Origin of the sequence: Paenibacillus pinisoli (genome assembly GCF_003605435.1) — a bacterium.
Taxonomy (GTDB): Bacteria; Bacillota; Bacilli; order Paenibacillales; family Paenibacillaceae; genus Pristimantibacillus; species Pristimantibacillus pinisoli.
In genome coordinates this window covers 130,661-157,259 of sequence record NZ_QXQB01000003.1, presented here as the reverse complement: position 1 = coordinate 157,259, position 26,599 = coordinate 130,661, and the positions used below count along the sequence as shown (strand labels likewise).

The window sequence follows — 26,599 nt, the reverse complement described above, 5'->3', positions numbered from 1 at the left end:
TCCCCAAAGGAGTACGACGATGAACCATGCTTCTATTCTGCTTGTCGATGACGAGCTTTCTATACTTGAAATGATGAAGACTGTATTGCGGAAAGAAGGCTTTGCCGATATCGATACTGTACGCTCCGCAGAGGAGGCTTTGGAGGCATGCGCAGCCAAAACCTATCATATCATCGTGCTGGATGTGATGATGCCGGGGCGCAGCGGTCTGGAGGCTGCCCCATTCCTTAGGCAGCTGACGGATGCGCCTATCCTATTCCTTACCGCACGCACATCCGACTTTGACAAATTATCCGGCTTTGCAGTAGGCGGCGATGACTATATTACCAAGCCGTTCAACCCGATGGAGGTTGTCGCCCGGATCCGGTCTCAGCTCCGCCGCTACATGGCTGTTCTTCAGCAGAACGGTCAGGGGGAGGCGCGAAGCGAAGGGAAAAACGGCACGATCTACGATTACGGCAGATTTCAGGTGCATGAAGAAGCGGGCGAGCTTATGGTGAACGGCCAGTCCGTCGGATGTCCGGCTCTCGTATTCCAGCTGCTGCTCTACCTGTGCAAAAATCCAAACCGGATTTTCAGCAAAAGCGAGCTGTACGAGCAAGTATGGGGCGTCGATGCGCTGAATGACGACAATACGGTTATGGTGCATATTCATCGCATACGGGAGAGGATTGAAGAAGATCCTTCCCGCCCGAAGTTTATCGTGAATGTAAGAGGCATGGGCTATAAGCTGGTTCAGAGGCCGAATGCCGAAGGCAGGAACGCATGATGAAGCGCCGGCTTATTCTGCGATTTACGCTTCAGCTCACCATAGCGGTGGTTCTTTCTTTGCTGATTGTAGCAGCAGGCATTATATGGATCACTCAGCGTTATGCGGAAATTAATATTTCAATCGATTTTTCATCCATTGGCCTGGAGAGACTAGTGGAATCCTCGAAGCTGACAAAGGACGGCATCAAATTCGATCCGAAGCTGCTGGAGCAGGTGAAATTGAACAACGGATGGCTGCAAAGCCTCGATGAAGACGGGAATGTAGAGCAGTCCTTTAATACGCCGTCCGATGTGCCGCTGAATTATGCGCCGGGGGAGATGATCTCTTATTGGACAGGAGAGAGGCCGTTCCCCTATCACTTGTATTTGTGGATTCAAGAGAAGCAAGGCAGATTATTTACGGTTGTCTATGGGATTAAAGACGAGACGGGACCTTTGCTTGAGACAGCGGTAGCACAGGGACAAGCGGCTGCGGACGGAAGATTGCAGCTTCCGAAGACGGCGGAGGAGCGGCTTCTGGCACTGGGAGGATATGCTCAGGTGCTGAATTACACCGGGGCGGAGCTGGCTTCGTTCAACAAGCCGGCGGATGCAATTGATCAGTACAGCGTGCAGGAGATGGCGCTGCGTACCATGTACAATGCCCGCTACGGCTATCGCATGCATGTCCAATATGTTCCGGAGACGGGGATGACCTGGATCGTGGCTGTACCGAATGCAATGAAGACAGCACAATCGGAGACGTCATGGCTGCCTCCTGAGGCGAAGGTGCTGCTGATCGCGATTTCGGTTATGCTTCTTTCTCTGCTGCTGGTATTCTTCCTGCTGTCCTTATGGAATGCGCGGCGCTTCGGATCGCCGATGCTGCATATGCTGGCCTGGCTGGACTCGCTTGGCAAAGGCATATATACAGAGCCGGTCGACCGCAAAGGAATCCCGAGAAGCCGCGACCAGCAAGGAGGCTGGCGTTCCCGTTACCGAGTGTTCTCCGATGTGCTCCATTCCATCGAGCGTTTGTCCGTCACATTGCTTCGTGACCGGGAGCTGCGCGAGCAGAACCGAAGCCTGCGAGAGGAATGGATATCAGGCATTACCCATGACCTCAAGACGCCGCTCTCCTCCATCCAAGGCTACGCTCATATGTTATCGGAGGAGCGGTATGAGTGGAGCGCCGATGAGGTGCGCCAATTCTCCCGAACCATGCTGGAGAAGTCGGGTCATATGGATACGCTGATCAACGATCTGGCGATGACCTATCGCATAAGCGCAGGCATACAGCCGCCGGAGGGGGAAGTGCTGGAGCTGAATGAGTGGCTCCGCAAATCGGTGGAGCAAGCCGCGTCTCATCCGTCCTTTGGCGAGCAAAGAGTAAGCTTCGTCCCGTCCGGTAAAGAAATGTACATCAAGCTGCATGCGCCGTGGCTCAATCGGATTGTGATGAATTTGACCGCCAATGCGCTGCTGCATAACCCGCCTGGAACTCAATTGACCGTTAGCGTGGCGGAAGACGATCATAATGGCGGCATCGCGATCACGTTTGCCGATGATGGCAAAGGCATGGATGAGCAGACGGCGGCGCGGCTGTTCGACCGTTATTACCGCGGCATAGACAGCATGGCTATGGTCGAAGGAACAGGACTCGGGATGGCGATCGCCAAGGATTTGGCCGAGGCGATGGGGGGGCGAATCACGGTGGACACCTCGCCGGGACAAGGAACGGTTATTCGTCTGTACTGGCCTGCTGCCGGATAAAGCAAAGACCGCCCTGCCAGATAGCAGGGCGGTCTTCGTCTATATGAAGGCTAGCTGCCGGATTTCTTCTGCAGCAGGCGCTCAAGCTGTTCTTCGACAAGCGCATTGCGCTGCTCTTGCTTCTGGTCAGGGATGACAGTGCTGCCGTAATGGCCGCCAGTGGAAGTTCTGGACAGCTCGCGAGCCGCTTCCCACTCCATGACCTTCTGCTCGATGCGCTCGAAGCCGCGTGCAGCGGAGCTGCCTTGCAGATGCGGCGCAGCGTATCCGTTGCCGCCGGTATGCGCTGTATTCTGGCGAACGCGGGCTACCAGCTCGGCACGCTTGCTTTGCAGACGCGTCTTCTCTTCTTTGAGCGATTCTACGCGCAGCTGCAAGTCGATTGCAGCTTGCTTGGCGATACCGCGAAGTCTATCCGTGTCCTCGGCTTGCTCCAGATAGAGCAGCTTCGCTTCCAGAGCAGTGCGGGCTTCAGCCTCTCGGCCTTCCCCAGCTGCCTGTACAGCTTTTTCTTCATAATAGCGGGCTTGCGTATTCAACTCTTCAAATTTGGAGCCCATCATGCGCTCCTGAGCTTGTTGCTGGACCAGTGCGCGCTCGGCGCGGTCAATTTCCTCATCCAAATCTCTCAAGTAGTGATTCAGCATCATCACCGGATTTTCCATCTTGTCCAGCATTTCATTGGCAGCAGCCCTCGTCATATTAACCATGCGTTGCAAAATTCCCATATCTCATCTCTCCTTAAATGTGTTTTTTAGCAGATTGGCTTATTAGATTAATAGTGGTTGTGGTTGTAGTGATTCATGAAGGACATATCGCCAAGCGGCGCCTTCGGCACAAGGATCGATGCTACGAAGTACAGCACAACTACAGCTCCGAAGCTGAAGAATGCGGCAATGACGACCAGCAATCGTACAATGGTGGAGTCAATGCCGAACCATTCAGCAATACCTCCGCAAAGCCCCGTTATTTTATTGTCCGTGTGAGATCGAAATAGTTTTCTCATGTTCCTCATCCTTTCCTCTCGCTCATGTCTATGTCCTTATTCTACCGGTCGCCCCGCGTTCCGGTAACGGTCCCAGGTCTATTCTTGATGCTGGCCTTGAGTCGGGGAGGGACTGGGACGGACGGCGGGGAAGCCGTATAAAGAAACGCATGATCCCTTTGAATTGCCGGATCATGCGTTATCTGCATCCAAGTCATATATCCAATGACAGTATGCTGTTTTTATATTTCTGATCGAGCTTGGCAATGAAAGCCTTGGCAGCAGGCGAAAGATGTTTGTTGCAGTGGTAGACGTAACTGATTCCCCTCTGAAAGGCAATGTCTTTAAGCGGGACTCTAACCAATCTGCCATATTCTATATCCTGTTGGATGGCAAAGCTTGAAATAATGGAGACCCCGAGATTGTGTATGACCCCTTGCTTGATGCCTTCCAGATTGCTGATTTCCAAATATTTGGGTGAATGAAAACCGTATTGTTTAAATGTTTCTTCCAAATACGTTCGTGTTGCCGACTTATCAGGTTTAATGATCAAAGTTTCATTTTCCAAATCCGCGAACGTACAGCTCTCTTTTTGTGCTAGCGGGTGTGACGGATGAACGACGAGATCAAGTTTATCCTGGTAAAACGTCGTACGCTGAAATTGGGATTCGTCTATATGTATCCGGCTTGACAGAACCAGAAATTCTAACTTGTTTGTTTCAAGCATTCGGATGAGTTGAGCAGATGAAGTAATGTTCATATTGATGTTTATTTCCGGATATTCGGTAGTGAATTCCTTCAAAATGGAAGGCAGAAGGTAGACGCCGACAAAATTGCTTGCCCCGAATGACAAGGTGCCATAAGACAGGTCCTCGAACTGGCGTATGTGGTCTTTGGCTGAATGGAATAAATTAATGATTTGCTCCGCATAAGGCTTGAAATGCTCACCTTGTTTGGTCAAATACAGTTTCTTTCCTATTCGGTCAAAGAGAGGGACGCCCAATTCATCCTCCAAGCTTTGTATTTGCATGCTTACGGAAGGCTGGGAGCAATAAAGCCGATCAGCAGCTTCAGTAAAGCTGAGGCACTGGGTAAGCGTAAGAAAGGTTTGCAGTTTGTTTATGTTCATATTGTCCGCCTATTTCGGATTTTGTATATCGTCAAACCTATTATAACGAATCGTTATGATAACGACAATTAAATCAAATTGTTTTATCGATTTGCTTTGGATATGATGTAAGCGGTAACATACAACCGACAAGGGGGATGTAAGATGACTGATGGCGTATCGACCGTACAACAAGACGGCAATAATATGGCGCCGGACAAGAAAAGCAAGACGGAACAAATGATGAAGAAAATTGGGGTTCCGCTTGCAATAGCGGTTGCTCTGCTGCTATTTTTAATGCCTACTCCCGAGGGCATGAGCATTGAAGCGCAGAAATCCATTGCTATTTTTACCGGAGCCCTGATCCTTTGGGTAACGACGCCAATCCCCATCTATTTGACTTCACTCTCGGCGATTCTTTTGCTTCCTCTGGTAGGAGCCGTTGACGATCAGAAGGTCGCATTCGGAACGCTTGGCTTCGATGTCATCTGGCTAATGGTATCGGCATTTATTCTTACTTCGGCTATGGTGAAGTCGAATCTGGGCAGAAGATTATCGTTGTGGATGATTACGAGATTTGGCAAAACGCCTAAGATGACGTTGTTTCTATTGGTGCTCATCAATTTCATTCTGGCATTTTTTGTTCCATCAACAACAGCCAGAGCGACACTAATGGTGCCGATCTGTCTGATCTTGTTAGAAGTTTATAGAGCGATTCCTGGTAAAAGCAACCTTGGCAGAGTGATGATGCTCCAGGGCGTACAGTCGGATGCGCTCGCTACCTCGGGTGTCATGACCGCAACGGCAGGCAACATTATCGCGGTCGGTTTCATTAACGACCAAGCTGGCGGAAACATCGGCTATATGGATTGGCTTCTGGCATCTATGCCTACCGCAATCATTACTATGACGCTTACTTTTTTTATAGGCTTAAAGATATTCCCGATAAAAGGCGAATCCAATTTCCATCAAGCAATGGATACTTTAAAGGACGAGCTGGCCAAATTGGGATCATTCTCCCTGGATGAGAAAAAAGCGGTGTCCATCTTTCTATTTACCGTCATCCTTTGGGCTACCGGAGATTATCATAGCGGCTGGTTCGGCTTTGAAATCAGCACGGAGCAGACGGCCGTTCTTGCAGCGCTCCTGTGCTTACTCCCGAAAATCGGCTTAATGACATGGAAAGAGGCCAATATTAAATGGGAGTTAATGATTTTCGCCGCAGGCGCTTATGCCGTCGGCAATGCACTGGATAAATCGGAAGGCGCACTGTGGATGATTAACAAACTGGTTGTAGCTTTGGGAATCGAGAAAATGAATCATGTCTGGGTTTATGTTGTGGTCGTTTTCCTTAGCATGTACAGCCATCTGATTTTTACAAGCAAGACGGTAAGGGTTACGATCTTGATTCCTGCTTTCATTGCATTGGCAAAGACACTCGGGATGGATCCCGTTCCGCTGGCGTTAGCTGCCGCCATGACGATGACCTATACGATTACTCTTCCACCGCATTCGAAGGTCAACACTATTTATTTCGGTACAGGATATTTTTCGGTTTTGGATCAAGTGAAATATGCGATTATCACTTGTTTTATCGGAGCTTGCGTAATCAGTCTGGCCGTCTTTACTTGGTTTAAAGTGATTGGCATATAGATACACGGGAGGAAACTATATTGTACAGAAAAGTTGTTTTGGCCATAGCGGATGGCTTAGGAGATCGTCCTAACCCTATACTCGGTCACAAAACTCCATTGGAATACGCGTCTACGCCCAATTTGGATCGGCTAGCCGCAAAGGGCATTACCGGAATGATGGATTTAATCGCTTCAGGCATTCCGGTCGGAACGGATATGGGGCATTTAATATTGTTCGGCTATGAGCCGCAAAATTATCCAGGGCGTGGACCAATAGAGGCTTTAGGGATCGGTATGGATGTTCGACCGGGAGATATCGTGTTCAGATGCAATTTTGCGACGGTTGATGAGCATGGGGTTGTTGTTGATCGCAGGGCAGGGAGAATTCGTGAAGGAACAGATAAGATTGCGGATGCCATTAACGGGATCATCGTTCATGGGGTTACGGTTTATTTCCAACCCGCTACCGAGCATCGAGCTGTACTCATTCTTCGTGGTGACGGTTTAAGCGATCAAGTGAGCGATTCCGATCCCAAAGCGCCGAACGACGGAAGTCCTTTTCTTAGGATAGAACCGCTGGACCTTACCAAAGAAGCACAGAAAACGGCTTTGGTTTTGAATTCATTTCTCTTAAAAGCGCATTCGATATTAAAGGATCATTCAGTCAATGCAGAGAGAATCAGTCAAGGAAAGCTTCCTGCGAATTTTATTCTTACAAGAGGCGCCGGCAAGATGACAGAGCTGGAACCCATTACGGACAAGTTGAATATTAAAGGGTGTTGCATCGCAGGGGAGAGCACGGTATTAGGCGTTGCCCGAATGGCTGGCTTTCAGACCGTGACTCATAGCAGCATGACTGGGAATATGGATACGAATATTCAATTGAAAGCGAAACTGGCTACGGAATCTTTGGCTGAGAACGATATGATATTAGTTCATTTAAAAGCGCCGGATCTGCAAGGTCATGACAATGAGCCCTTTCAGAAGGCCAAAGCAATCGAAATGTTCGATGAGATGATAGGTTTAATTGAGAAAGGCATCCCTGAGGATGTATATCTGGCTATAGCAGCGGATCATTCTACTCCGTGCGAAATCGGCGAGCATACGGGAGACCCCGTTCCGGTTCTCATAAGCGGGCCCAGTATCCGTAAAGACCGCGTCACAGAGTTCAATGAAATGGACTGCGCATATGGAGGGTTGGGACATTTGACGGGGAATGATTTTGTTCGTACGCTGCATGGTTTTATGGGACGCGTGAAAAAACAAGGAAACTAGGATGATAATCAGAGAAAGAAGATCCTGATGAATTTAGCAGTTTGCTGGAGAATGAATAGAGACGATGCCCTGGCGGGTATCGTCTTTTTTGCAATTAACCGGCGGCAATATTTCTTGTCCGCCATCCTGCCTAAATTAGCTATTGTCATTTCCTTCCTCGCATAAGATGATAGAAGAAACAGGTCAATGGAGGGGTATAGGATGCATCGATCGGACGCGATCGTAATAGGCGCGGGGCTTGCGGGACTTGCGGCGGCGGCGGAGCTTGCCGATGCGGGGAAGAGGGTGATGCTGCTGGATCAGGAGCCGGAGGCTTCGCTCGGCGGCCAAGCCTGGTGGTCGTTTGGAGGGCTGTTCCTGGTCAACTCGCCGGAGCAGCGCAGGCTGGGCATCAGAGACTCCAGGGAATTGGCTTGGCAGGACTGGCTTGGTTCAGCCGGCTTCGACCGCGATGACGATGAAGATTATTGGGGCAGGCTATGGGCGGAGGCCTATGTCGACTTCGCCTCGGGTGAAAAGCGGGCTTGGCTGCATGGCATGGGCGTCCGGTTCTTCCCGGTCGTCGGCTGGGCGGAGCGGGGCGGCTATCTGGCGGAGGGGCATGGCAACTCGGTGCCTCGCTTTCATATCGTATGGGGTACAGGCCCCGGCATTGTAGCTCCGTTCGAGCGGCGGGTCCGTGAGCACATAGCTGAGGGACGGATCCAATACCGTCCGCGCCATCGCGTCGATCAGCTGATTCAGCGGGATGGGGCGATTGTTGGTGCAAGCGGTTCCATCCTGGTACCGAGCCAGGCCGCGCGAGGTGAAGCCAGCTCTAGCGAAGTCGAGGACACGTTCGAGCTTGAAGCGGGTGCGGTGCTTGTGACGAGCGGAGGCATCGGCGGCAATCATGAGCTGGTTCGCCGTAACTGGCCGGGCAGGCTGGGCGAACCGCCGGCACGAATGCTGTCAGGTGTTCCGGCGCATGTGGACGGCCGAATGCTCGGGATTACGGAGGAAGCGGGCGGCCGGGTCGTCAACCGGGACCGGATGTGGCACTATACGGAGGGACTGAAGAACTGGAATCCGATATGGGCCAATCATGGCATTCGCATCTTGCCGGGGCCTTCGTCGATCTGGCTGGATGCGGCAGGCAATCGATTCCCGGCGCCGAACTTCCCCGGCTTTGATACGCTTGGCACGCTGGAGGCGATTCAGAAGACCGGCTATGATTATTCCTGGTTCATCCTGACGCAGAAGATTATCGAAAAGGAATTTGCATTGTCCGGCTCGGAGCAAAATCCTGACCTGACCGGCAAGAGCGTCCGCAAGGTGCTGTCGCGGGTGCTGCCGGGAGCGCCAGGACCGGTGCAGGCCTTTATGGATAAGGGAGAGGATTTTGTGATCTCTCGCGGCATCAGGCAGTTGGTTGATGGAATGAACAAGCTTGCGGGCAGCAGCCTGCTTGACCCCGCAGCAATCGAGCGCCAGCTTGTGGCGCGCGACCGGGAGATGGATCATGCGTTTACGAAGGATTTGCAAGTCACGGCAATCCGCGGCGCGCGCCATTATATCGGCGACAAGCTGATCCGGACCGCCAAGCCCCACAAGCTGATGGACCCGAAGAACGGGCCGCTCATTGCCGTGAGGCTGAGCATCGTCAGCCGCAAGACGCTGGGCGGTCTCCAGACTGACCTGTCGGGCCGTGTGCTGAATGCCGCAGGCGAGCCGATTCCAGGACTCTATGCGGCAGGAGAGGCTTCCGGCTTTGGCGGCGGCGGCGTGCATGGCTACCGGGCGTTGGAGGGAACATTCCTCGGCGGCTGCCTGTTCTCCGGCAGAGCAGCGGGGCGTGCAGCGGCTGCAGAGCTGTAAACCTTCAGGGAAGCTAAATGATTTACGTATGAAAAAGGAGCCTTCGTTCCACTGACCAAGTGGAATAGAGGGCTCCTTTGATATTCTGTCTGATGGCGGCGGCAGGAGCTGCTGCTCCAGTCCTCCTATCCAATAGCCTGACTGCATTAACGAGGCTTGATTAGCAGGGGTGCTGAGTCCAGTCACCCCGCCTTTTTTCCGCTGTCCGCTTGTTTCTTTCTGAGGGACGTCATAATAAGCACGTTCAACATGACGGGAGGGATAGCGGCAAGCAGGAAGCGCCATTCGCCGGTTAGAGCGGAGATAATGGCGAACAGGATCAGCATGGATGCGCCGATTGTAATGCTGATTACGAGCTGAAGCTTTCCTTTGCCGGTGTCGTCGTCGGGATCAGCCGTCATACGGGCCTGAAGGATGAAAAACGACAGCCCCCAGCTGCCCAGAAGAACAAACAGCAGAATCGCCAGCGCCGGAATCGTGCCGACGGACAGGCCGAATACTTCCAGAGACAGCAGCACATAGATCGCTGCAATTGTAAAGTACCATGAGATCGAGCGGGACTTGGCTGTCATATAAGCCAGCATCTCATCCAGACCGTTATTTTTGGCTGCGGCGCGCCTGCCGAAGTACCAGCCTGCAATCCCGAACAAGAGTCCGCCATATATGCCTAGGTATACCATCTACTTCTCCTCCTTTTCTTCAAATACGAATACATCCTCGATTTGCATGCGGAAAGCCTTGGCGATTCGGAAAGCGAGCTCCAGCGACGGATTGTATTTCATGGTCTCGATCGCGATGACCGATTGCCGGGAGACGCCGATAATCTCCCCCAGCTGCTCTTGCGTCATGCCATGCTCGTTGCGCAATGCCCGGATATGATTTTTAATGCGGACCCCCTCCAAATGCGGCAATCATAATGTAAAGCTAACTTTACGTAAAGTATACTTTACATAAATGGAGGCTGTCAATGTTTTCCTCACACCACTTGTCTGTAGAAATACAAACGGGATGCCCCGCTTGAGGGGCATCCCGTTCACATGGCAGGCGCTAATCCGCCTTGTTCGAGAAAGTAGCTTGAATAAGAACAACTTCCGCTTGCGATCCGATCCGAATCGGCGGTCCCCAGAAGCCGAAGCCGGAGGAGACGATCGTATGGAGCTGATCCTTTTGCAGGTAGCCCCAGTCATTTTCGAATAAACGCTGGGTAACCAGATGCGCAGGCGCGATCTGGCCGCGATGGGTGTGGCCGGAGACGACCAAGTCGATGCCTTGCTGCTGCGCGATATCGAACCCAAGCGGCTGATGGTCCAGCATCATCAGGGCATTCGCAGAATTGATGCCTTCAGTCAGCTCAGCGAGCTCTGCACGGTTCTTGTCGCTGTGGTCCTTGCGCCCGATCAGCGTCAGCCAATCCTCGATTTCCACGGATTCGTCATACAGCACCGTCATGCCGCTTTCCTCTAGAAGATCGATCAGCTCCTGCATCTCGCCGTTGAAGCGGTCGTGATTGCCGAGCGAGGCATAGACGCCATACGGCGCTTTGATCCCGGCCAGAATCTCGCCGATTCCCTTCTCCTTATACGGAACGATATCGTCATCGATAATGTCCCCGGGGAACAGCACGATGTCCGGCTGAAGCGCATTGATTTCTTCGACTAGCCGGATAGCGTGATTCTTGCCGGACAAATAGCCGAAGTGCATATCCGAAGCCATTGCGATTGTCAGTTCGCCGCTTGCGGGACCCGGCTTGTCGATGCTGATCTCGTAGGAGCGAACGGTCGGCGTATACGCATTGTAGCTGCCGTAGCCAATAAGCAGGACCAGCGCTGTAAGTGTAATGACGCCAGCCCACTTCTGCACATGATGGCGAGGCAAGGAGGTGAGCCTTGTCAGCCATACGATCAGATGAACAATAGGAAGCATCAGGACAAGCAGGCTGAAGATGGCGAGCCAATAGGAGCCGATGACGTTCAGAATGGCCGAGCCGGCGAATACTCTGGCCAGAATGAAGGATACAGCAAGAAAGACCAGTACAGCGATGTAGAGCAGGCGGAATCTTCTGGATACGGACGGCCGCATCCAGGACCAGCCGCTCCAGCCTATGTAGAACACAATAAGTCCGTAAACCAACAGAAAAACAATGCCGATTGCGATAAACATGTTGCCCTCCTTGTAGGATGTTAGTCCCATTATACCATCCGGCATACTTGGACCCCAAATTTGCCCTGTTCCATACGACCGAAGGATAGTTGTCGCATGGTTTCTTCAAGCTTCGGAGCGAACCCATATCCATCTCAGGAAGGGTCTTCCGGCTTGCGGGCAAGTAGTCAAAAATGAGCCCCAAAGAGGTCAATAAAGCGCGATATCGCCGGCGGCGGATTGCGTTACACTGGTCTCGATCATCCGATAACGGGCGCGCTTTCGTCCGCAGGGGAGGCTAACAGCATGAGCAGGCTTCGCGACAGGCTAGGCAAATTCAACTCCATTCGCAACAAGATTTTTTTCTCCATCCTGGCATTTCTCATCATTCCGGTCATGCTGACCTTTTATTTCATGGATAAACCGCTGGAGAGCGTGATTGAGCGAAAGATCGGACGCGCGGCTCAGGATGCGCTGTTTCTGGTCAATTTGAACATCGGGCTGTTTTTTGAAGACATGCTGAAGTCCTCCGTCGAGATCACCATCAATCCGGAGATGACCGAGCTGCTGAAAAATCCGGATTCGATGTCCGGCTACGAGAAGCTAAGGCTGAATGACGAGGTGCTGAACCGGCTGTTCAGCTCTTACTTTACGAATACGTATGTGACGGTGTTCGATCGGCAGGGCAATTGGCTGAGCACCAGCTATATCGTGCATACGCTGCTTGCACAATATGTGAATGCCGGCTGGTATGGCGAGATGATGGAGCGGCCTTATCAATTGCGCTGGATGTTCAACGATAAGGAGATGCTTTATGCAGACCGCAAGCCGATCATTACGCTCGCCCGAACGGTGACGGATCTGCAGACGACACGCAATATCGGCATGATCGCCTTCAGCGTGGCGGAGGAGGATATCCGGCCTTATCTGAACGGGCTAGAAGGACAGGCCTATCTTGTGAACAACGAAGGCATCGTTGTATCCAGCCCGTCCAAGGATCGAATCGGCAAGCCGCTTCCGGCGGAGATTCATTATGAGGAGCTGAAGGGACAGGCGCAGGGACAACGGATTATGGAGACGGATGAGGGCAAATGGATTCTTAATTATGATACCGTCCAGTTGAACGGCTGGAAGATCGTTCAGGTCGTTTCTTATGATACCGTATTCAAAGAAATTTTTGACATCAGGCAGGCCAATATTGAAATCATCGGATTTATTTTTATTCTGTTCACGATCATTACGCTGTCGATTTCCTATAGCATTACCAGGCCGCTCAAGCTGCTTAAGAAGCGTATGGCGGAGCTGGAGGAGAAGCAATTTTATTCCGCTATCGCCGTCGGCGGGCCTGAAGAAATATCATCGCTGATCAGCACATACAACAACATGGTCAAGGAGATACGCGGGCTGCTGCTTCGGGTCAAGGACGAATACGAGCAGAAGGAAGAGATGCGGTTCCAGGCGCTTCAGGCGCAGATCAATCCTCACTTTATTCTGAACACGCTGAACAATATCAAATGGATGGCTTATCTCCGGGACAACCGCGATGTGGGGGATATGCTTTCGAATTTAGGCGGCATTCTGGAAGGGAGCATCGGCCGTAAGGGAAATCTTATTCCGCTGCGGGAAGAGATCGCTTATATCGACAATTATATCGGGCTGATGAAGATGAAGTTCCACGACAAGCTGGCGATGGAGCTGGACATTCCGGAGGAGCTTATGGATCAGGAGGTCGTGCGGATAATGCTGCAGCCCATTATCGAGAATAGTCTGGTTCACGGCATTGAAGGGATAGCGGGAACTGGGGTGATCCGCATTCAGGCGCGTATCGAACATGAGCTGTTCGTGCTCACGGTTGCAGACAATGGCGCTGGAATTCCAAAGGACCGATTGGCGGAGCTGCAAGGGCGGCTGTCCGCAGATGCAGGCGAGCCGCCGCCGGAGCGGATCGGGGTCAAAAACGTGCATGACAGGCTCCAGCTTCAATACGGGGAAGGAGCCGGACTTTCCATCAGCAGCAGCTTGGGAGAAGGGACCATCGTAACGTATGTATTGCCAGTCAGAAAAGCGGAGAGGAGCAGGGCTCATGGCAGTTAAAGTGATGCTGGTGGATGACGAGATGCTGGTAAGGCTGGGCATCAAGTCGCTTATCGAATGGGAGGCGCACGGCTTTCAATTTATGGGGGATGCTCCGGACGGAGCGAAGGCGCTGGAGCTGATGGAGGATGGGCCGCCGGATATTTTGCTCACAGACATTGTCATGCCGAATATGAACGGCATTGAGCTGATTGAAGCGGTGCGGCGCCGCTATCCGGACACGCTCATCATCGTGCTCAGCAGCCATAATGAATACGATTATGTGCGGAAAGCGATGAAGCTGGGCGTAGAAGATTATTTGCTCAAAACCTCTCTTCGGCCGGAAGAGCTGCTGGGTCTGCTGATCGCGACATCGGGCAAGCTGCAGGAGCGGGGGATATTGCCTGAGCTGTCACCTTCTATCCCGAATCAACAGAGTACAGCTCAGCCAGAAGCAGCGTCTTGGCTGGGGAGCGTCTTGGCGTATGACGGCAACGGTCTTCCGCCAGAAGCAACTGCTTCGCCGCTGAACCAGGGAGCGATCCTGATGGCGGTGCGCATTGTCCAAATTCGGGAAGGCGTGCCGCATCACTCGGCGGCAGGGCTGATGAAGCATATGATCGAGGCGGAATTGAAAGGCTTGATAGAAGGAGAGCCGGTTCAGATCAGCGACCGGGACTTCGCCGCACTGCTGAAGCCGGATGAAGATGAGCTAGCGGGTATGGATGCGAGGCTGGGCAGCTTGTTGAATGCGTCAGGGAGCTTGCTCGGCATTGAGGCTGCTGCGCGCGTTAGCGCGCCTATGAACGGATGGAGGGATGCCAAGCGCCTGTACGCGGAGCTGCTTGATGCTTTGGAGGAAGGGATCCCCCGGCAAAAGGAGGCGATACGCGAGGACATTCGGACGCTGCTTCGCTATCTGGAGGAGCACTATGCGGAACAAGTGACGCTAAGAGATGCCGCCGAGCGGATCTGCATGAGCGAGGCTTATCTGAGCACGGTGTTCAAGCGGGAGACGGGAATAGGCTTCGTCGATTGGATTAACCAGCTGCGGGTGGAGAAGGCAGCCTCTTTCCTGACGGCGACGGATTTGCCGAGCTATCTGATTTCGGAGCGGGTAGGCTATGAGAACAGCAATTATTTCGGCCGGATTTTCAAGAAGATTAAAGGGGTCAGCCCGCAGAAATACCGCACTGATCAGAGCAGGGGCCGGGCGTCTATCCAAAAATCGTGAATGCTGGCGGGGTGGAGGCGGAATATTGTGAACATTCGGATAAAGAGACAAAGATCGTGAACAAATCGCGAAAATGCGTTCATGTTCCACCGCTCGGCAGCGATCTATACTGATCTCACGGCCCATCGCCGGCAAAGGCATGGAGGGCCATTCCACAAGCAACAGGAGGTAAGCACATGATCGTCGGCTCTTTGAAGCATGGATGCTGGGAGCGCAAGCTGGCTCATCCGGCTATCGCGCAGGCGCTTGAATACTTGTCTGCTGCGGATTTCTCCGCGATGGAGGACGGGAAGCATCCTATCCAAGGCGAGGAGATGTATGCGCGGATTATGACGCTGTCGACGAAGGCTGCCAGCGAGCAGCCCGCAGAACGGCATCAGTCGTATATCGACGTGCACTACTTGCTGGAAGGCGAGGAGACGATCGGCTGGATGCAGGATGACGGTGCCGCAAGCCCTGTGCAAGCCTACGATCCGGAGCAGGACTATGCGCTGTACGGAGAGCTTGCGAATGAGTCCCTGGTGAAGCTGACGCCCGGTATGCTGGCTGTGCTGTTCCCGGAGGATCTGCATCGCCCTTGTCTGACTGAAGACGCTCCATCCCGCATTCGCAAGGTTGTCATCAAGATTCATCTCGCATTGCTGCAAGTGTAAGCGCTGTATTCAACGTTCGAACACACTCTAAGGGGGCTTATCGAAGATGAAAAAACAGGTTTTCACGACAGGAATCATTTTTGTGCTCATTTTGGCTATACTTGCCGGCTGCTCGGGCAATAACGGCGGCAATAAGAACGCAGGTACGCCGGGCAACACGGGGGGCAGCGCTAGCGGCGGCTCCAAGGAAAAGGTGGAAATCGCCGTATGGCTGACGCCGCAATGGAAGGGCGTGCTTGACGCAACAGAAGAGAATGCCGACTACGACAGCTTCTTCAAGCACGCGGCGGACAAGTTCGCCAAGCAATACGACAAATACGATGTGAAAGTCAACGTTCAAGTGGTGGCGGGCGACCAGCGGGATGAGCTGCTGAACGTCAATCTGAGCGGCGGAACGCCTCCCGATGTGTTTTTTGAAAGCGTGTTCGCCATGGGCGACTACGCGCATCGCGGCGCGCTGCTGCCGCTGACGGACATCGTGGACGACGAGGCGCGCGCCGACATTGCGCAGGGCTACTGGGACAACGTAACCTTCGGCGACGACGTGTACTTCTATCCGTTCGCCCACAATCCAGGCACCCTCGCGTACAACGCGGACATGTTCAAGGCGGCTGGCCTTGAAAATATGATCGGCGGCGAGACAGAGATTAAGACATGGACGCTGGACCAGTACGAGCAAATTTTGGAAGGGCTAAAAAATATGCCGAAGGACCAGTTCTCCAATGCTTATCCGATGGCTCTATACGGCTTGAACAACCAAGGCGACACCTGGAATCTTGCTTACCTCCGCATGTTCGGCAATTCTTTCTTCGACGAGAACGGCAGCATCGTGCTTGACGACGAGAAGGGCGTGAAAGCGGCAGAGTGGCTCAAAAAAATCTATGACGCAGGCTACACCAACCCGGGTGCGGAATCCGTATCCTCCAACGACGCCAATGCGATGTTCCAAAATCAGCAGCTAGGCATCAGCTTCACGAATGCGGTTCTGTTCAACAATGCGAAGGCCGATATGGCTGCGGGCAAAGCGCCTAAATTCGATATCCGCCTTGCCAATATTCCGTCTGAGGGCGGCGACCCGCTGACCTTCACTTATGTGGTCGGAGCCAGCGCGTTCAAGACGGGCGACGCGAAGCGCGAGGAAGCGGCAAAGGATTTCATCCGCTACTTCTCTACGGATACCGATTTTGTGAAGTCCTCCAAGAACAGCGTTCCGGTAAGAAGCTCCGTTGCCGAACAATACAAGTCGGAGTACCCGTTCTTCGCTGCTTATGATGCCAATGCGGCTTACATGTTCGCCTTCACCGGCAATGTGCCAGGCTACAGCGAGCTCAGACAAGTGCTGTTCCCGGAATTGCAGGCGCTCTATATTGGGGAGAAAACGCCGGCTCAGGCCGTCAAGGACTATCAGGCCAAAGGCAATGAGGTTATCGCCAAAGCGCGGGAGAACTCCAGCCTGAAGTAACTCCTTTCACAAAGCCAGCAAAATAACGTTCCCGCTGCCTGACGGGCTGAATGCCCATCAGGCAGCGGGAAGAAAGGTAACGGATAACCATGAAATTACGCAATCCTTACTTGAAAGAAAACATAACCGGCTATCTGTTCGTGTTACCGCAATTTCTGCTGTTCCTGCTGTTTATCGTATATCCCATCATCGAAGGCATCAGGCTCAGCTTGTACAAGGTTCAGTATCAACAGGAAACGTTCGTCGGCTTCGACAATTACGCCACATTGTTCAGCGATCCGGTGTTTTTCAAGTCCATTATCAATACCGTTATCTTTGTCGTCTTTATCGTCATCCTGACAGTGGGTTTCTCGTTATTCGTAGCGTCTGCCGTCTTCGACAAAAATGCGAAATACGTCTCGTTCATACGCGGAAGCTACTATATTCCGGTCATGGTATCCATGGTGGTCATGAGTATGGTATGGAGCTTCCTGCTTAGTCCCGCCAACGGCCTCATCTCCTATGCGGCCCGCGAGATGGAGCTGGGCATCGTCAATTTGCTGGGGAATAAAAGCACGGTCCTGCCGGTTATCATTCTCGTCACCTTCGCAACGAATGTAGGCCAGGCCATTATTCTATATATCGCTTCCATGATCGGCGTGCCGAAGGACCTGTTCGAAGCCGCGGAAGTAGACGGCGCGAGCCGATTCAAAGTTATCTTTCAAATTCTCATCCCGCTCGTCAAGCCGACCACGATTTACATTACAATCATCAACATCATTGCCGTGCTCAAAATATTCGTGGTGATTCAACTGCTGACCGGCGGAGGCCCGAACAATGCTTCCGTGACCATGATGTATTATCTCTACAACAATGCGTTCAAGTTCAACCAGCTCGGCGTCGCTTCGGCAGTAGGGGTTATTATGTTCCTTATTACGATGCTGCTCTCGGTGCCTCAGCTCCGGGCCATGTTCAAGGATAAGTGAGGGATCAAACGATGCAGCAAGTAAAAGCGAAGAAACAACGGGAATCCTTTGATGTCCTGTCCAATATCATAGTTATCTTTTTTGCGGTACTGAATCTGTTCCCGCTTTACTGGCTGTTCACCAGCTCGCTGAAAAACAGCTCGGATGTCGTCAAGATGCCGCCTGACTGGTGGCCGCAGACGTTCACATTCTCGAATTATGTGGAAGTCTTCAACAGCCAGCCGGCGCTCCGCTGGACGCTGAACAGCTTGTACGTAGCAGGTCTGTCTACCGTGCTGCTTGTCATTACAAGCTCTATGGCGGCTTATGCATTCTCCAAGCTGAGGTTCAAGGGGCGCAATGTGCTCTTCGTCATCTTCGTATCGAGCCTCATGGTTCCGAAGGAAGTAATGATTGTGCCGTTGTTCCGCATTGCGCAGGACTTCGGGCTGGTCAATAACCTGCACGGGATGATTTGGCCTAACGTCGCGACCGCTTTTGGCGTCTTCTTATTGAAAGGATTTTTCGACTCGGCACCCGATGCGCTGCGGGAAGCGGCGAGAATCGACGGCGCCGGAGAGGTACGGACGTTCCTGCAGATCATGCTGCCGATTGTGAAGCCGGGCATCGGTGCGCTCTTCATCCTGAACTTCGTCCAGGTATGGAATGACTATCTGTGGCAGCTGGTCATCGGCCAGGACAAGGAAATGAAGACGCTGATGGTAGGGATCGCCACGCTCATGCAGGATTTGAACCCTAACTTTGCCTACAAGATGGCCGGTGCGACCGTAGCGGCGATCCCGATGCTGATCATCTTTCTCCTGTTCCAGCAATATTTCACCCGCGGCCTCTCCATTGGCGCGGTGAAAGAATAGGCGGATACAGCCCATGAGACATTGGTTCAGCGTAGATGTGGGCGGCACGGAGATCAAGTATGCCGTGTTGAACGAGAAAGGCGAATTCCTCCATCATGGCAAATGCGATACGCCAAGCGGCGGCGAAGCCGACATTCTCATACCGGAAGCGGCAGCTCGCATTGTCCAGGAGCTGACGGTGAACTTCGGCAAGGCTCAAGGCGTCGGGATCAGCACGGCAGGTGTCGTCGATCCCGATAGCGGCGAGATTATTTTTGCCGGCGGAACTATACCGGGATATAAGGGAACGAACTGGAAGCGAGAGATCGAAGGCAAGCTTGGCCTGGCAGTCATGGTGGCCAATGACGTAAATGCGGCGGCTGTGGGCGAATGGTGGAGAGGGGCTGCAAGAGGCGTCGATTCCTTCTTCTGCATGACGCTTGGCACCGGAATTGGCGGAGCGCTCTTTCATGAAGGGAAGCTTGTGCTGGGCTCTCATTACCGCGCTGGCGAGATCGGACATTCCTTATATGACAGGGCCACGGGCACTACGTACGAGCAGCGGGCATCGATGTCCGCGCTGCTGAAGCTGGCTCGCCGCAGGCTGCCCGGCTTCTCCGGTGACGGTCATGCCCTGTTCGGTGCGGCGAAGGCGGGCGATACGGCTGCCGCAGCTATTATCGACGGCTGGACGGAAGAGATCGCCCGGGGCATTGCGGGCGTCATCGTGCTGGCTGATCCGAAGCTCATTGTCATTGGCGGAGGCGTGTCGGAGCAGGGTGATTATTTGCTGGAGAAGATCAGCCGCCATGTCGCTTCTTATTTGCCGCCAGCCTTCTCGCAGACGGAGCTTGCAGCGGCGCAGCTAGGCAACAAAGCCGCGCTCTACGGCGCGGTGTATCCATATTATATAGAAGAGACGGAGCTGTGATTATGAACCATGTAGCAACATTCGAAGGCATCTATGTCGCCATGTATTCCGCATATAACGAAGCGGGAGAAGTAGACGCTTCACGCGTGAAGAAGCTGGCCCGCTACTATGCCGGCACAGGCGTGAAGGGGTTGTATGTCGGAGGCAGCTCCGGCGAGGGCATCCTGCAGACGGCGGAGGAGCGCAAGCTCGTGCTGGAAGCGGTCATGGAGGAGGTCCGCGGCGAGCTGAAAGTTATCGTTCATGTCGGCGCGAATTCCACGCGCGTGAGCGCAGAATTGTCCCGGCATGCGGAGCAGCATGGAGCGGATGCGATCTCCGCTGTTCCAGCGATCTATTATCGCTTGTCCGAAGCGGCGGTAGAGCGTCACTGGCAGGAGATGATCGACAGCAGCAATCTGCCGTTCATTATCTACAATATCCCGCAGACGACCGGCTTCCAGCTGTCCACGGCCTTGCTGGCGAAGCTGGCCAAGCAGGACAAGGTGATCGGCGTGAAGATGTCGGGGGAAAGCACCTTTGATCTGCAGCAGTACAAGGTCGCAGGCGGCGACGATTTTCTCGTCTTTAACGGTCCGGACGAACAATTTCTTGCGGGGCGCATTATGGGCGCCAATGGCGGCATCGGCGGAACGTACGGGGTTATGCCGGAGCTGTTCTGCAAGCTGAACGAGCTGTTTCGATCGGGCCGGATAACGGAGGCGCAGGAGCTGCAGTACAAAATCAATGCCGTTATCAAACGATTGCTTGCCTATCCGTCGCTTTATGGCGCCAGCAAATATATATTGTCCCTTCGAGGGGTAGAGACGGGACAGCCGAGATTGCCGCTGCTGCCTGTGCTGCCGGAGCATCATGAATCGTTGTCGGTGTTGAATGGGGATATATTGGCCCTTATTCGGCAATATGCAACAGTCTAAGGAGATGAGTAGAGATGCTGAACATCATTAAAGGAGGACTCGTCGTATCCTGCCAGGCGCTGGAGCATGAGCCGCTGCACAGCTCCTATATTATGGGCAAGCTTGCCTTGGCGGCGAAGGAAGGCGGTGCTGCGGGCATCAGAGCCAATTCCAAAGCGGATATTGAAGCGATCAAGCGGGAGGTCGAGCTTCCCGTCATCGGCATCGTGAAACGCAACTATGAGGACAGTGAAGTGTTCATTACAGCGACAGCCAAGGAGATCGACGAGCTGCTGGAGAGCGGCTGCGAGATGATTGCGATGGATGCCACCCTGCGCGAGCGGCCAGGCAAGGAGCTGCTCGCGGAATTGGTGGCCTACTCCCGCGAGCGCAATCCGAAGGTGCAGCTGATGGCGGATATCTCGACGGTCGAGGAAGCGAAAGCAGCAGAAGCGCTTGGATTCGATTGCGTCTCGACGACTCTGCACGGCTATACGCCGTATACGTCGCAGTCTAAACTGTATCACAATGACTTTGCCTTTTTGAAAGCCGTGCTTAAAGCCGTCCGCGTGCCTGTCATTGCCGAGGGCAATGTCATGACGCCGGATATGTACCGACGCTGCCTGGAGCTGGGCGCATCCTCGGTTGTCGTGGGCGGCGCGATTACGCGTCCGAAGGAAATAACGGCCAGATTTGTAGAAGCCGCATCGCTCTAACGCGCTATACTAAAATAACATCAAAAAAGTGGGTTCCTTCTTGGAGAGGAAGCCCACTTTTTTGCGGTTGAATAATCTTAAGTATTATCCTCATGGTCCGATTGACATCATTATTAGACTCACCGTTATAGTTGCAACCCTTGTTATCGGCGCCACAATTGTATCGACTGCGAAGAAAGACTAGATCATTTCACTACTTGTATCATTTAAGGCTTTAAGTCTTCCCCCGACGCTAATTCCAACGCCGCTGCCGGTATACGGACGGTTACGGTTGTTCCTTCGCCCTGCGCGCTCATCAGCTCAAGCCCATATCCCTCGCCGTAGTAGTAGCGGATCCGGTCGTGGACATTTTTGACGCCGATATGCTCGCTGCCGAGCGTATCGGAAGGCTGGCTCAGGCTGCGGCGCAGCTCATCCAGCTTGGCCGCGGTCATTCCGGTCCCGTCATCCTCCACCTGAATGATCAGGTCGCTTCCGTCAATCAGAGAGGAGATGCGCAGATGCCCGGGACCGCTCCTGCCCTCCAAGCCATGGACAATGGCATTTTCCACAATCGGCTGCAAAGTAAAGTGAAGAACGGCCAGCGTCTCCGTGCCCGCCTCCAATTGCTCGCTATAGCGAATCCGGTCGCCGAAGCGCATCTGCTGTACCTTTACATACAGTCTGGTATGCTCCAGCTCCTCCTTCAGGGTGACGATCTCTTTGCCCGTCTGAATATGGAGGCGGAACAGGCGGCCGAGCAAGCCGACCATCTCGCTAATGTCCCGCTGCCCCGACAGAATCGCTTTCATCTGGATGGATTCCAGCGCATTGGCCAGAAAATGCGGATTGATCTGGCTCTTGAGCGCGCCGTATTGCGCCAGCTTATGCTGGGCCATCGTATGGGAGGAGCGTTCAATATGCGATTCCAAATCCTCCACCATCTTGCGGATGCCCCGATAGAGCACGCCGAATTCGTCTTGACGGTCGCTGCTTAGGTCGACGTCGAATTTCCCCATCCCTACAGCCCTTACCTGGCTGCTGAGGAAGATGATCGGCTTGGTCACGCGCGCGGCGAGAATAAGCAGGAACAGCAGCGCCGCCCCAAGTGAGCAGAAGGCAAAGCCGAGCATGAGCTTGCGGAAGAGCTTGGCATCCTTCGTCATCTCCTTCTCCGCAATGTATTGGATAACCTTCCAGCCTGAGTACGGCGAGGTGACGAAGTTCAGATAGGTCTTCTCGCCCGATACCGCAGCATAGAAGTCGCCGCTGTCCGCATAGAGCACCTGCTGGATCGTTTCGTTCCCGATCGGCGGATCCTGCTGCTCATGCTCGGAGGAATAGACGATGCCGCCTTTGTCGTCGACAATCAGGAAGCTGCGGTTGCGGCTCTCCGACATGTTCAAGATTTCGCGCAGCGAATCCAACCGGATGTCCACGAGGATAACGCCAAGCGGATCTCTTGTTCCGGTTTTATTGATGACGCGGGCGATGGAGATCACGGGCTCCTTGGCGCCTATCCGGTGGAAGGGAAGATGCGCGCCGATCAGCGTTGCTTTGCCTTTGCCCGCGAGCGCTGCCTCGTACCAACCCTCCTTCGTAAAGTCGCTTTCCTCATAATCGGCCCTATAAAAGTTAAGCGAATAGAATACCCGGTCGCCGGCATAGATGCGCACGCTGTCGACGTTTTTGATCGTCATCTCAATGGTGCTGACAAAGTGCTCAATCACATTGCGATACTGGATGGACTGGTCGATATGGTCTCCGTCCCGCCACTTCATCAGTGAATCCTGAAGCTGCTCGTCCAGCTGCGCCGTGACGGTGCCTTTCTCGATGCTTTGCAGGTACTGGTCAATATTGAAGGACAGATTGTTCAGGATCAGGCTCGCGCTGTCCTGATATTCATTCTTCATGCTCTGGAGCATGAATCCGTAGGCAATTCCAGACATGATCAAGAGCGGCACTGTAATGGTCACGATGGACAGCAGGAAGATCTGATGATTGACATGCTTCATCTGCATGCGCTTGCTTAGTCGCTTGAGCGGGTTCATAGCCTCACAGTCCTATTCCTTTCCGATAATCGGTTGGCGTCATGCCGGTGACGACCCGGAATGTTTTGACAAAATGCTTGTAGCTCTTGTAGCCGCACATGCCGCACACATCCGTCACCAAATAATTCGGATCGCGCAAATAATGCTGTGCCGCCTGAATACGGATTTCCGTCACGAAGCTCATATAGTTTTTGTTCATCTTGGTCTTGAATAGCCTGCTCAAATAGGAAGGATTGTAGAAGAAGCGGTCGGCTACCGTCTGGAGGGTGATCTCCTCATCCAGATGCTGCCGGATATAGGCTTCGATCGATTCGAAAATATGGTTGTCGCTTAAGGGTGCCCGCTGGCCGCCAGCCTTGAAGTCGGCGCTTACCTGCAGAATCCAGTCTCCGACCCAGGCGAACAGCTCATCGGCCGTGCCGAAGTCGTCTGTGAAGGCAAGCGACAATACCTTGTCATTGTATACGCCTTGCACGGGAATGCCATTCTTATGGGCGAAGCGAAGCGTCAGGCTCATCAGCTCTTGCAGGCAGGCCAGCCACGGGGCGATATCGGCGGGGGCAGCCAGTGCTTTAGTCTCTTCTGCGAGCCGGTGCATTAAGGCCTCGACGGCTGCGCGATCGCCTTGCTCCAGACAAGCGGCAAGCGCCTGCTTGTCCTCGTGCCTCAGCTGCATCGGTCGGTCGGCAGAAGATGCTGCGAGAGCAGAGGCATCTGGGCGGAATATCGTCTGCCCAGTATGGAAGTAACGCAGATACAACGCTTTGTCCACCGACTTGAGCGCAGGTCCGCCAAGCGACAGCCTTGCAGCTGGTCCGCCTATGGACAGATAGATGCGTGCCTGGGAATCATTTGCTGTCTGTTCCCATGCCTCTTGAATGCTGCCTGGCAGAGCCTCATCAGAGTCAGAGCCATCATAGGCGATTAGCGAATACAGCTTGGAATGGCGATAAAAGCTCATGATTCGTCGGACCTCGGGAAGCTGCCCCAGCAAGTCCGATGCCCGGCCTGCCATATCCTTTAGAGTATCAAGACGGGTGCCTGCTGTGATTCCTCCGGTACATGCTGCGACAAGGGGAACATAATGATAGCGCTGCGCCTCCAGCTCCAGCAGCGGCTGGAATTCTGTCGTCTCGAGATCGGCACCCTCCAGAAGATGCTGAACGACGGTATCGTACTGAAGCTTGGCATGTCCATGCGCCGCCTCTTCAAGCTCTCTCAGCGAGCTGGCTTCACTCGCCTTGCGCCGCAGCTGATCCAGGCAGTCCCGCAGCGTAGCCATGCTTTCCTCATACTCCAGAGGCTTGAGCAAATAGTTTTTGACATTGCCGAGCTTAAGCGCGCGCTGAGCGTAATGGAATTCGTTGTAACCAGTCAAAATAATAAATAACGTATCCGGCAGCATGGAGCGCAGCTTCTCAATCATCGAGAGGCCGTCCAGCTCCGGCATGCGAATATCGGTAATGATCATATCCGGTTGTTCCAGAAGCGCCAGCCGGACGCCTTCCATGCCGTTCTCCGCTTCTAGTACAGGCCCTACGCCAAGCTCCTCCCAAGGGAAGTACTGCAGCAGTCCTGCGCGGATCAGCGGTTCATCCTCTACGATCATCAGTTTGTACATAACATTCTCCTAAGGGATAATGATGTGGAATATGTCCATTATAACGGAATTATAAAGCGCATACATCGGATAAGGATGCCGCTTTAGCCGTTTTTAAGCAAGAGGTCAAAATTGGCCCATGAATGTAAAAGGATAGGGATTCTCCATTCCTTGCGACGTAGTCTATGCTTGATGCACGGAAGTAAACGTTGACACGTTCTTCCATAAATCATCGAATCGGGGGAAATGAAATGGCAGCAAAAAGCAAATGGCTTGCGCTTGGCTTGATTATGACGCTTCTTCTCACGCTGATCTCGGCATGCAGCTCCGGCAATGGTGAACCGAAGCCGACGAAAGAGGCTTCCTCGCAGCCTGAACCGACCAGCCAGCCTTCCGAAGAGCCGGCCAAAGCCGAGCCGGTCGAGATTACTTGGTGGAACTTCCCAAGCTATCAGACGCTGGACGGAGAGGTCGGGAAATATGAGAAAGAGATTATTAAAGCATTCAACGAGAAGCATCCGGAAATCAAAGTAAAGCTGGAGATGATTACGTTCGACGGGGGACCGCAGAAGCTGAATGTGGCCATCGCCACGAATTCGGCACCTGACGTGATCTATGACGCACCGGGACGCATTATCGACTGGGGCAAAAAGGAGCTGCTGGCACCCCTGGACGATATGATTACTAGCGAGGTACGCGGCGATATCTCCCCTGCACTGTGGAAGCAGTCCATGGTTGGGGATAAGACGTATATGTATCCGATCAACACAGCGCCTTTCATGATGGCGGTCAACAAGACGGTATTCGAGAAGATCGGCAAGCTGGACCTGCTTCCGCTTGACCGCCCTGACCGCACCTGGACATTCGAGGAATACAAGCTGGCGCTGCAAGCGGTGAAGGAGAACGCGCCTGATGTCATTCCGTCCGGCTTCTTCGCGAAGAGCCAGGCGGGCGATCAAGGCACGCGCGCTTACCTCGCTAACCTGGGCGTATCCCGCTTCCTGAACGAAGACAACAGCGCGGTTGCGATCAATACCGACGAAGCAGCCGCGGCGCTGGACTGGATTGTGCAGGCGCAGAAGGACAAGCTTGTCGTGGGCGGCTCCTCCTCCCTTGCCGCAGGAGATGTGAACGACCTGTTCCTGCAAGGCAAGCTGGCCTTTACCATCAACTATTCGGCAGTGCTTAAGGCGCAGAATGTCCCGAACAAGAAAGCGGAGTTCGAGGAAGTGCTGTTGCCATTCCCGACGCTGGACGGCTCCCCGCCGAAGCTGGAGCCTTATCTCGGCGGGATGGCGATCTTCAACAACGGCAATGATGCCAAGATTGCAGCTGCGAAGAAGCTGATCGATTTCATTGCCAATGATCCGGAGTGGGGACGCAAAAATCTGATTCAGACCGGCGGCTTGTCTGCGCGCAGCTCCATAACGGGACTATACGACGATGCGGAATATGAATATGCGGAGCTGGCCCGCCAGTTCATCACAGACCCTCCTACCATAGCCGACGGATTTGCCGAAATCCGCACCTTCTGGTTCCCTGAGCTGCAGCGCGCTTTGCTTGGCGCGGTGTCGGGCAAGGAAGCGCTGGACGCTTTTGCCGCCAAGGCGAATGAAGCGATCGGCAAGGCGAAGGCGCAATCATAAGAAACGGAAGGAGCAGCGTGCTTACCCGCGCTGCTCCTT

At 53.4% G+C, this 26,599-nt stretch carries 23 protein-coding genes; 15 read left to right on the top strand and 8 right to left on the bottom strand.

Going from position 1 to position 26,599, the window contains the following annotated elements; all coding sequences use genetic code 11:
* The first annotated feature begins 19 nt into the window (after positions 1 to 19).
* On the top strand, positions 20 to 769 hold the full coding sequence (locus D3P09_RS14195; RefSeq protein ID WP_120111176.1) for a response regulator transcription factor: 750 nt from the start codon (positions 20 to 22) through the stop codon (positions 767 to 769).
* Complete coding sequence (locus D3P09_RS14190; RefSeq protein ID WP_120111174.1) at positions 766 to 2,523, top strand: sensor histidine kinase; 1,758 nt, start codon at positions 766 to 768, stop codon at positions 2,521 to 2,523. The genes D3P09_RS14195 and D3P09_RS14190 overlap by 4 nt, the downstream gene beginning before the upstream one ends.
* Positions 2,524 to 2,573: 50 nt before the next feature.
* Here D3P09_RS14190 and D3P09_RS14185 read toward each other — a convergent pair whose 3' ends face one another.
* The 3 genes from D3P09_RS14185 to D3P09_RS14175 all read right to left on the bottom strand — a co-directional run bounded on the left by D3P09_RS14185 (position 2,574) and on the right by D3P09_RS14175 (position 4,637).
* Complete coding sequence (locus D3P09_RS14185) at positions 2,574 to 3,251, bottom strand: PspA/IM30 family protein (protein ID WP_120111172.1); 678 nt, start codon at positions 3,249 to 3,251, stop codon at positions 2,574 to 2,576.
* A gap of 47 nt (positions 3,252 to 3,298) precedes the next feature.
* Positions 3,299 to 3,529 (bottom strand): PspC domain-containing protein, encoded by a 231-nt coding sequence (locus D3P09_RS14180; RefSeq protein WP_120111169.1) that lies wholly within the window; start codon positions 3,527 to 3,529, stop codon positions 3,299 to 3,301.
* A 193-nt stretch (positions 3,530 to 3,722) separates the two neighbouring features.
* Entirely contained in the window at positions 3,723 to 4,637 is a 915-nt protein-coding gene (locus D3P09_RS14175; RefSeq protein ID WP_120111166.1) for a LysR family transcriptional regulator, read from the bottom strand.
* 144 nt (positions 4,638 to 4,781) lie between these two features.
* Here D3P09_RS14175 and D3P09_RS14170 point away from each other — a divergent pair, with 144 nt between their 5' ends.
* From D3P09_RS14170 to D3P09_RS14160, 3 genes are all read left to right on the top strand, one after another.
* Complete coding sequence (locus D3P09_RS14170; RefSeq protein ID WP_120111163.1) at positions 4,782 to 6,269, top strand: SLC13 family permease; 1,488 nt, start codon at positions 4,782 to 4,784, stop codon at positions 6,267 to 6,269.
* A 20-nt stretch (positions 6,270 to 6,289) separates the two neighbouring features.
* Entirely contained in the window at positions 6,290 to 7,525 is a 1,236-nt protein-coding gene (locus D3P09_RS14165; protein WP_243644180.1) for a 2,3-bisphosphoglycerate-independent phosphoglycerate mutase, read from the top strand.
* A gap of 201 nt (positions 7,526 to 7,726) precedes the next feature.
* Positions 7,727 to 9,382, top strand: a complete 1,656-nt coding sequence (locus tag D3P09_RS14160) for an FAD-binding dehydrogenase (RefSeq protein ID WP_120111157.1) — start codon at positions 7,727 to 7,729, stop codon at positions 9,380 to 9,382.
* Between the two features lie 182 nt (positions 9,383 to 9,564).
* Here the strand turns inward: D3P09_RS14160 and D3P09_RS14155 are convergent, their stop codons facing one another.
* The 3 genes from D3P09_RS14155 to D3P09_RS14145 all read right to left on the bottom strand — a co-directional run bounded on the left by D3P09_RS14155 (position 9,565) and on the right by D3P09_RS14145 (position 11,542).
* Positions 9,565 to 10,062 carry a hypothetical protein gene (locus D3P09_RS14155; RefSeq protein ID WP_120111155.1) on the bottom strand — a complete coding sequence of 166 codons (498 nt, stop codon included), beginning with the start codon at positions 10,060 to 10,062 and terminating at the stop codon, positions 9,565 to 9,567.
* Positions 10,063 to 10,269, bottom strand: a complete 207-nt coding sequence (locus D3P09_RS14150; protein WP_120112447.1) for a helix-turn-helix transcriptional regulator — start codon at positions 10,267 to 10,269, stop codon at positions 10,063 to 10,065. It abuts the gene before it with no gap.
* A gap of 160 nt (positions 10,270 to 10,429) precedes the next feature.
* Entirely contained in the window at positions 10,430 to 11,542 is a 1,113-nt protein-coding gene (locus D3P09_RS14145) for a metallophosphoesterase (protein WP_120111152.1), read from the bottom strand.
* 285 nt (positions 11,543 to 11,827) lie between these two features.
* On the opposite strand from D3P09_RS14145, the gene D3P09_RS14140 reads away from it, so the two are divergent.
* From D3P09_RS14140 to D3P09_RS14100, 9 genes are all read left to right on the top strand, one after another.
* The gene (locus tag D3P09_RS14140; RefSeq protein ID WP_120111149.1) at positions 11,828 to 13,615 is read left to right on the top strand and encodes a sensor histidine kinase; all 1,788 of its coding nucleotides are present in this window, start codon (positions 11,828 to 11,830) and stop codon (positions 13,613 to 13,615) included.
* Positions 13,605 to 14,828, top strand: coding sequence for a response regulator transcription factor (locus tag D3P09_RS14135; RefSeq protein ID WP_165867442.1), 1,224 nt, complete (start codon positions 13,605 to 13,607; stop codon positions 14,826 to 14,828). The genes D3P09_RS14140 and D3P09_RS14135 overlap by 11 nt, the downstream gene beginning before the upstream one ends.
* Positions 14,829 to 15,004: 176 nt before the next feature.
* On the top strand, positions 15,005 to 15,481 hold the full coding sequence (locus D3P09_RS14130; RefSeq protein ID WP_120111144.1) for a NanQ anomerase/TabA/YiaL family protein: 477 nt from the start codon (positions 15,005 to 15,007) through the stop codon (positions 15,479 to 15,481).
* A gap of 46 nt (positions 15,482 to 15,527) precedes the next feature.
* Positions 15,528 to 16,943, top strand: a complete 1,416-nt coding sequence (locus D3P09_RS14125; RefSeq protein ID WP_120111141.1) for an ABC transporter substrate-binding protein — start codon at positions 15,528 to 15,530, stop codon at positions 16,941 to 16,943.
* 89 nt (positions 16,944 to 17,032) lie between these two features.
* Positions 17,033 to 17,908: a carbohydrate ABC transporter permease gene (locus D3P09_RS14120; RefSeq protein ID WP_120111139.1), complete on the top strand. Its 876-nt coding sequence runs from the start codon at positions 17,033 to 17,035 to the stop codon at positions 17,906 to 17,908.
* An 11-nt stretch (positions 17,909 to 17,919) separates the two neighbouring features.
* On the top strand, positions 17,920 to 18,762 hold the full coding sequence (locus tag D3P09_RS14115) for a carbohydrate ABC transporter permease (protein WP_120111136.1): 843 nt from the start codon (positions 17,920 to 17,922) through the stop codon (positions 18,760 to 18,762).
* 13 nt (positions 18,763 to 18,775) lie between these two features.
* Positions 18,776 to 19,672 (top strand): ROK family protein, encoded by an 897-nt coding sequence (locus tag D3P09_RS14110; RefSeq protein WP_120111134.1) that lies wholly within the window; start codon positions 18,776 to 18,778, stop codon positions 19,670 to 19,672.
* A gap of 2 nt (positions 19,673 to 19,674) precedes the next feature.
* Positions 19,675 to 20,589 (top strand): dihydrodipicolinate synthase family protein, encoded by a 915-nt coding sequence (locus D3P09_RS14105; protein WP_120112445.1) that lies wholly within the window; start codon positions 19,675 to 19,677, stop codon positions 20,587 to 20,589.
* 14 nt (positions 20,590 to 20,603) lie between these two features.
* Complete coding sequence (locus D3P09_RS14100; RefSeq protein WP_120111132.1) at positions 20,604 to 21,284, top strand: N-acetylmannosamine-6-phosphate 2-epimerase; 681 nt, start codon at positions 20,604 to 20,606, stop codon at positions 21,282 to 21,284.
* 206 nt (positions 21,285 to 21,490) lie between these two features.
* On the opposite strand, the gene D3P09_RS14095 is transcribed toward D3P09_RS14100, so the two are convergent.
* Positions 21,491 to 23,314 carry a cache domain-containing sensor histidine kinase gene (locus tag D3P09_RS14095; protein WP_120111129.1) on the bottom strand — a complete coding sequence of 608 codons (1,824 nt, stop codon included), beginning with the start codon at positions 23,312 to 23,314 and terminating at the stop codon, positions 21,491 to 21,493.
* Positions 23,315 to 23,318: 4 nt separating this feature from the next.
* On the bottom strand, positions 23,319 to 24,935 hold the full coding sequence (locus D3P09_RS14090) for a response regulator transcription factor (protein ID WP_120111126.1): 1,617 nt from the start codon (positions 24,933 to 24,935) through the stop codon (positions 23,319 to 23,321).
* Between the two features lie 230 nt (positions 24,936 to 25,165).
* On the opposite strand from D3P09_RS14090, the gene D3P09_RS14085 reads away from it, so the two are divergent.
* A complete protein-coding gene (locus D3P09_RS14085; RefSeq protein WP_120111123.1) occupies positions 25,166 to 26,560 on the top strand; it encodes an ABC transporter substrate-binding protein in 1,395 nt (464 codons plus the stop codon).
* The last annotated feature ends 39 nt before the right edge of the window (positions 26,561 to 26,599 follow it).

What these genes read in the sequence shown, in the direction of transcription:
- D3P09_RS14195 (WP_120111176.1), top strand. Translation starts at nt 20, where the DNA reads ATGAACCATGCTTCTATTCTGCTTGTCGATGACGAGCTTTCTATACTT.
- D3P09_RS14190 (WP_120111174.1), top strand. Translation starts at nt 766, where the DNA reads ATGATGAAGCGCCGGCTTATTCTGCGATTTACGCTTCAGCTCACCATA.
- D3P09_RS14185 (WP_120111172.1), bottom strand. Translation starts at nt 3,251, where the DNA reads ATGGGAATTTTGCAACGCATGGTTAATATGACGAGGGCTGCTGCCAAT.
- D3P09_RS14180 (WP_120111169.1), bottom strand. Translation starts at nt 3,529, where the DNA reads ATGAGAAAACTATTTCGATCTCACACGGACAATAAAATAACGGGGCTT.
- D3P09_RS14175 (WP_120111166.1), bottom strand. Translation starts at nt 4,637, where the DNA reads ATGAACATAAACAAACTGCAAACCTTTCTTACGCTTACCCAGTGCCTC.
- D3P09_RS14170 (WP_120111163.1), top strand. Translation starts at nt 4,782, where the DNA reads ATGACTGATGGCGTATCGACCGTACAACAAGACGGCAATAATATGGCG.
- D3P09_RS14160 (WP_120111157.1), top strand. Translation starts at nt 7,727, where the DNA reads ATGCATCGATCGGACGCGATCGTAATAGGCGCGGGGCTTGCGGGACTT.
- D3P09_RS14155 (WP_120111155.1), bottom strand. Translation starts at nt 10,062, where the DNA reads ATGGTATACCTAGGCATATATGGCGGACTCTTGTTCGGGATTGCAGGC.
- D3P09_RS14145 (WP_120111152.1), bottom strand. Translation starts at nt 11,542, where the DNA reads ATGTTTATCGCAATCGGCATTGTTTTTCTGTTGGTTTACGGACTTATT.
- D3P09_RS14140 (WP_120111149.1), top strand. Translation starts at nt 11,828, where the DNA reads ATGAGCAGGCTTCGCGACAGGCTAGGCAAATTCAACTCCATTCGCAAC.
- D3P09_RS14135 (WP_165867442.1), top strand. Translation starts at nt 13,605, where the DNA reads ATGGCAGTTAAAGTGATGCTGGTGGATGACGAGATGCTGGTAAGGCTG.
- D3P09_RS14130 (WP_120111144.1), top strand. Translation starts at nt 15,005, where the DNA reads ATGATCGTCGGCTCTTTGAAGCATGGATGCTGGGAGCGCAAGCTGGCT.
- D3P09_RS14125 (WP_120111141.1), top strand. Translation starts at nt 15,528, where the DNA reads ATGAAAAAACAGGTTTTCACGACAGGAATCATTTTTGTGCTCATTTTG.
- D3P09_RS14120 (WP_120111139.1), top strand. Translation starts at nt 17,033, where the DNA reads ATGAAATTACGCAATCCTTACTTGAAAGAAAACATAACCGGCTATCTG.
- D3P09_RS14115 (WP_120111136.1), top strand. Translation starts at nt 17,920, where the DNA reads ATGCAGCAAGTAAAAGCGAAGAAACAACGGGAATCCTTTGATGTCCTG.
- D3P09_RS14110 (WP_120111134.1), top strand. Translation starts at nt 18,776, where the DNA reads ATGAGACATTGGTTCAGCGTAGATGTGGGCGGCACGGAGATCAAGTAT.
- D3P09_RS14105 (WP_120112445.1), top strand. Translation starts at nt 19,675, where the DNA reads ATGAACCATGTAGCAACATTCGAAGGCATCTATGTCGCCATGTATTCC.
- D3P09_RS14100 (WP_120111132.1), top strand. Translation starts at nt 20,604, where the DNA reads ATGCTGAACATCATTAAAGGAGGACTCGTCGTATCCTGCCAGGCGCTG.
- D3P09_RS14095 (WP_120111129.1), bottom strand. Translation starts at nt 23,314, where the DNA reads ATGAACCCGCTCAAGCGACTAAGCAAGCGCATGCAGATGAAGCATGTC.
- D3P09_RS14090 (WP_120111126.1), bottom strand. Translation starts at nt 24,935, where the DNA reads ATGTACAAACTGATGATCGTAGAGGATGAACCGCTGATCCGCGCAGGA.
- D3P09_RS14085 (WP_120111123.1), top strand. Translation starts at nt 25,166, where the DNA reads ATGGCAGCAAAAAGCAAATGGCTTGCGCTTGGCTTGATTATGACGCTT.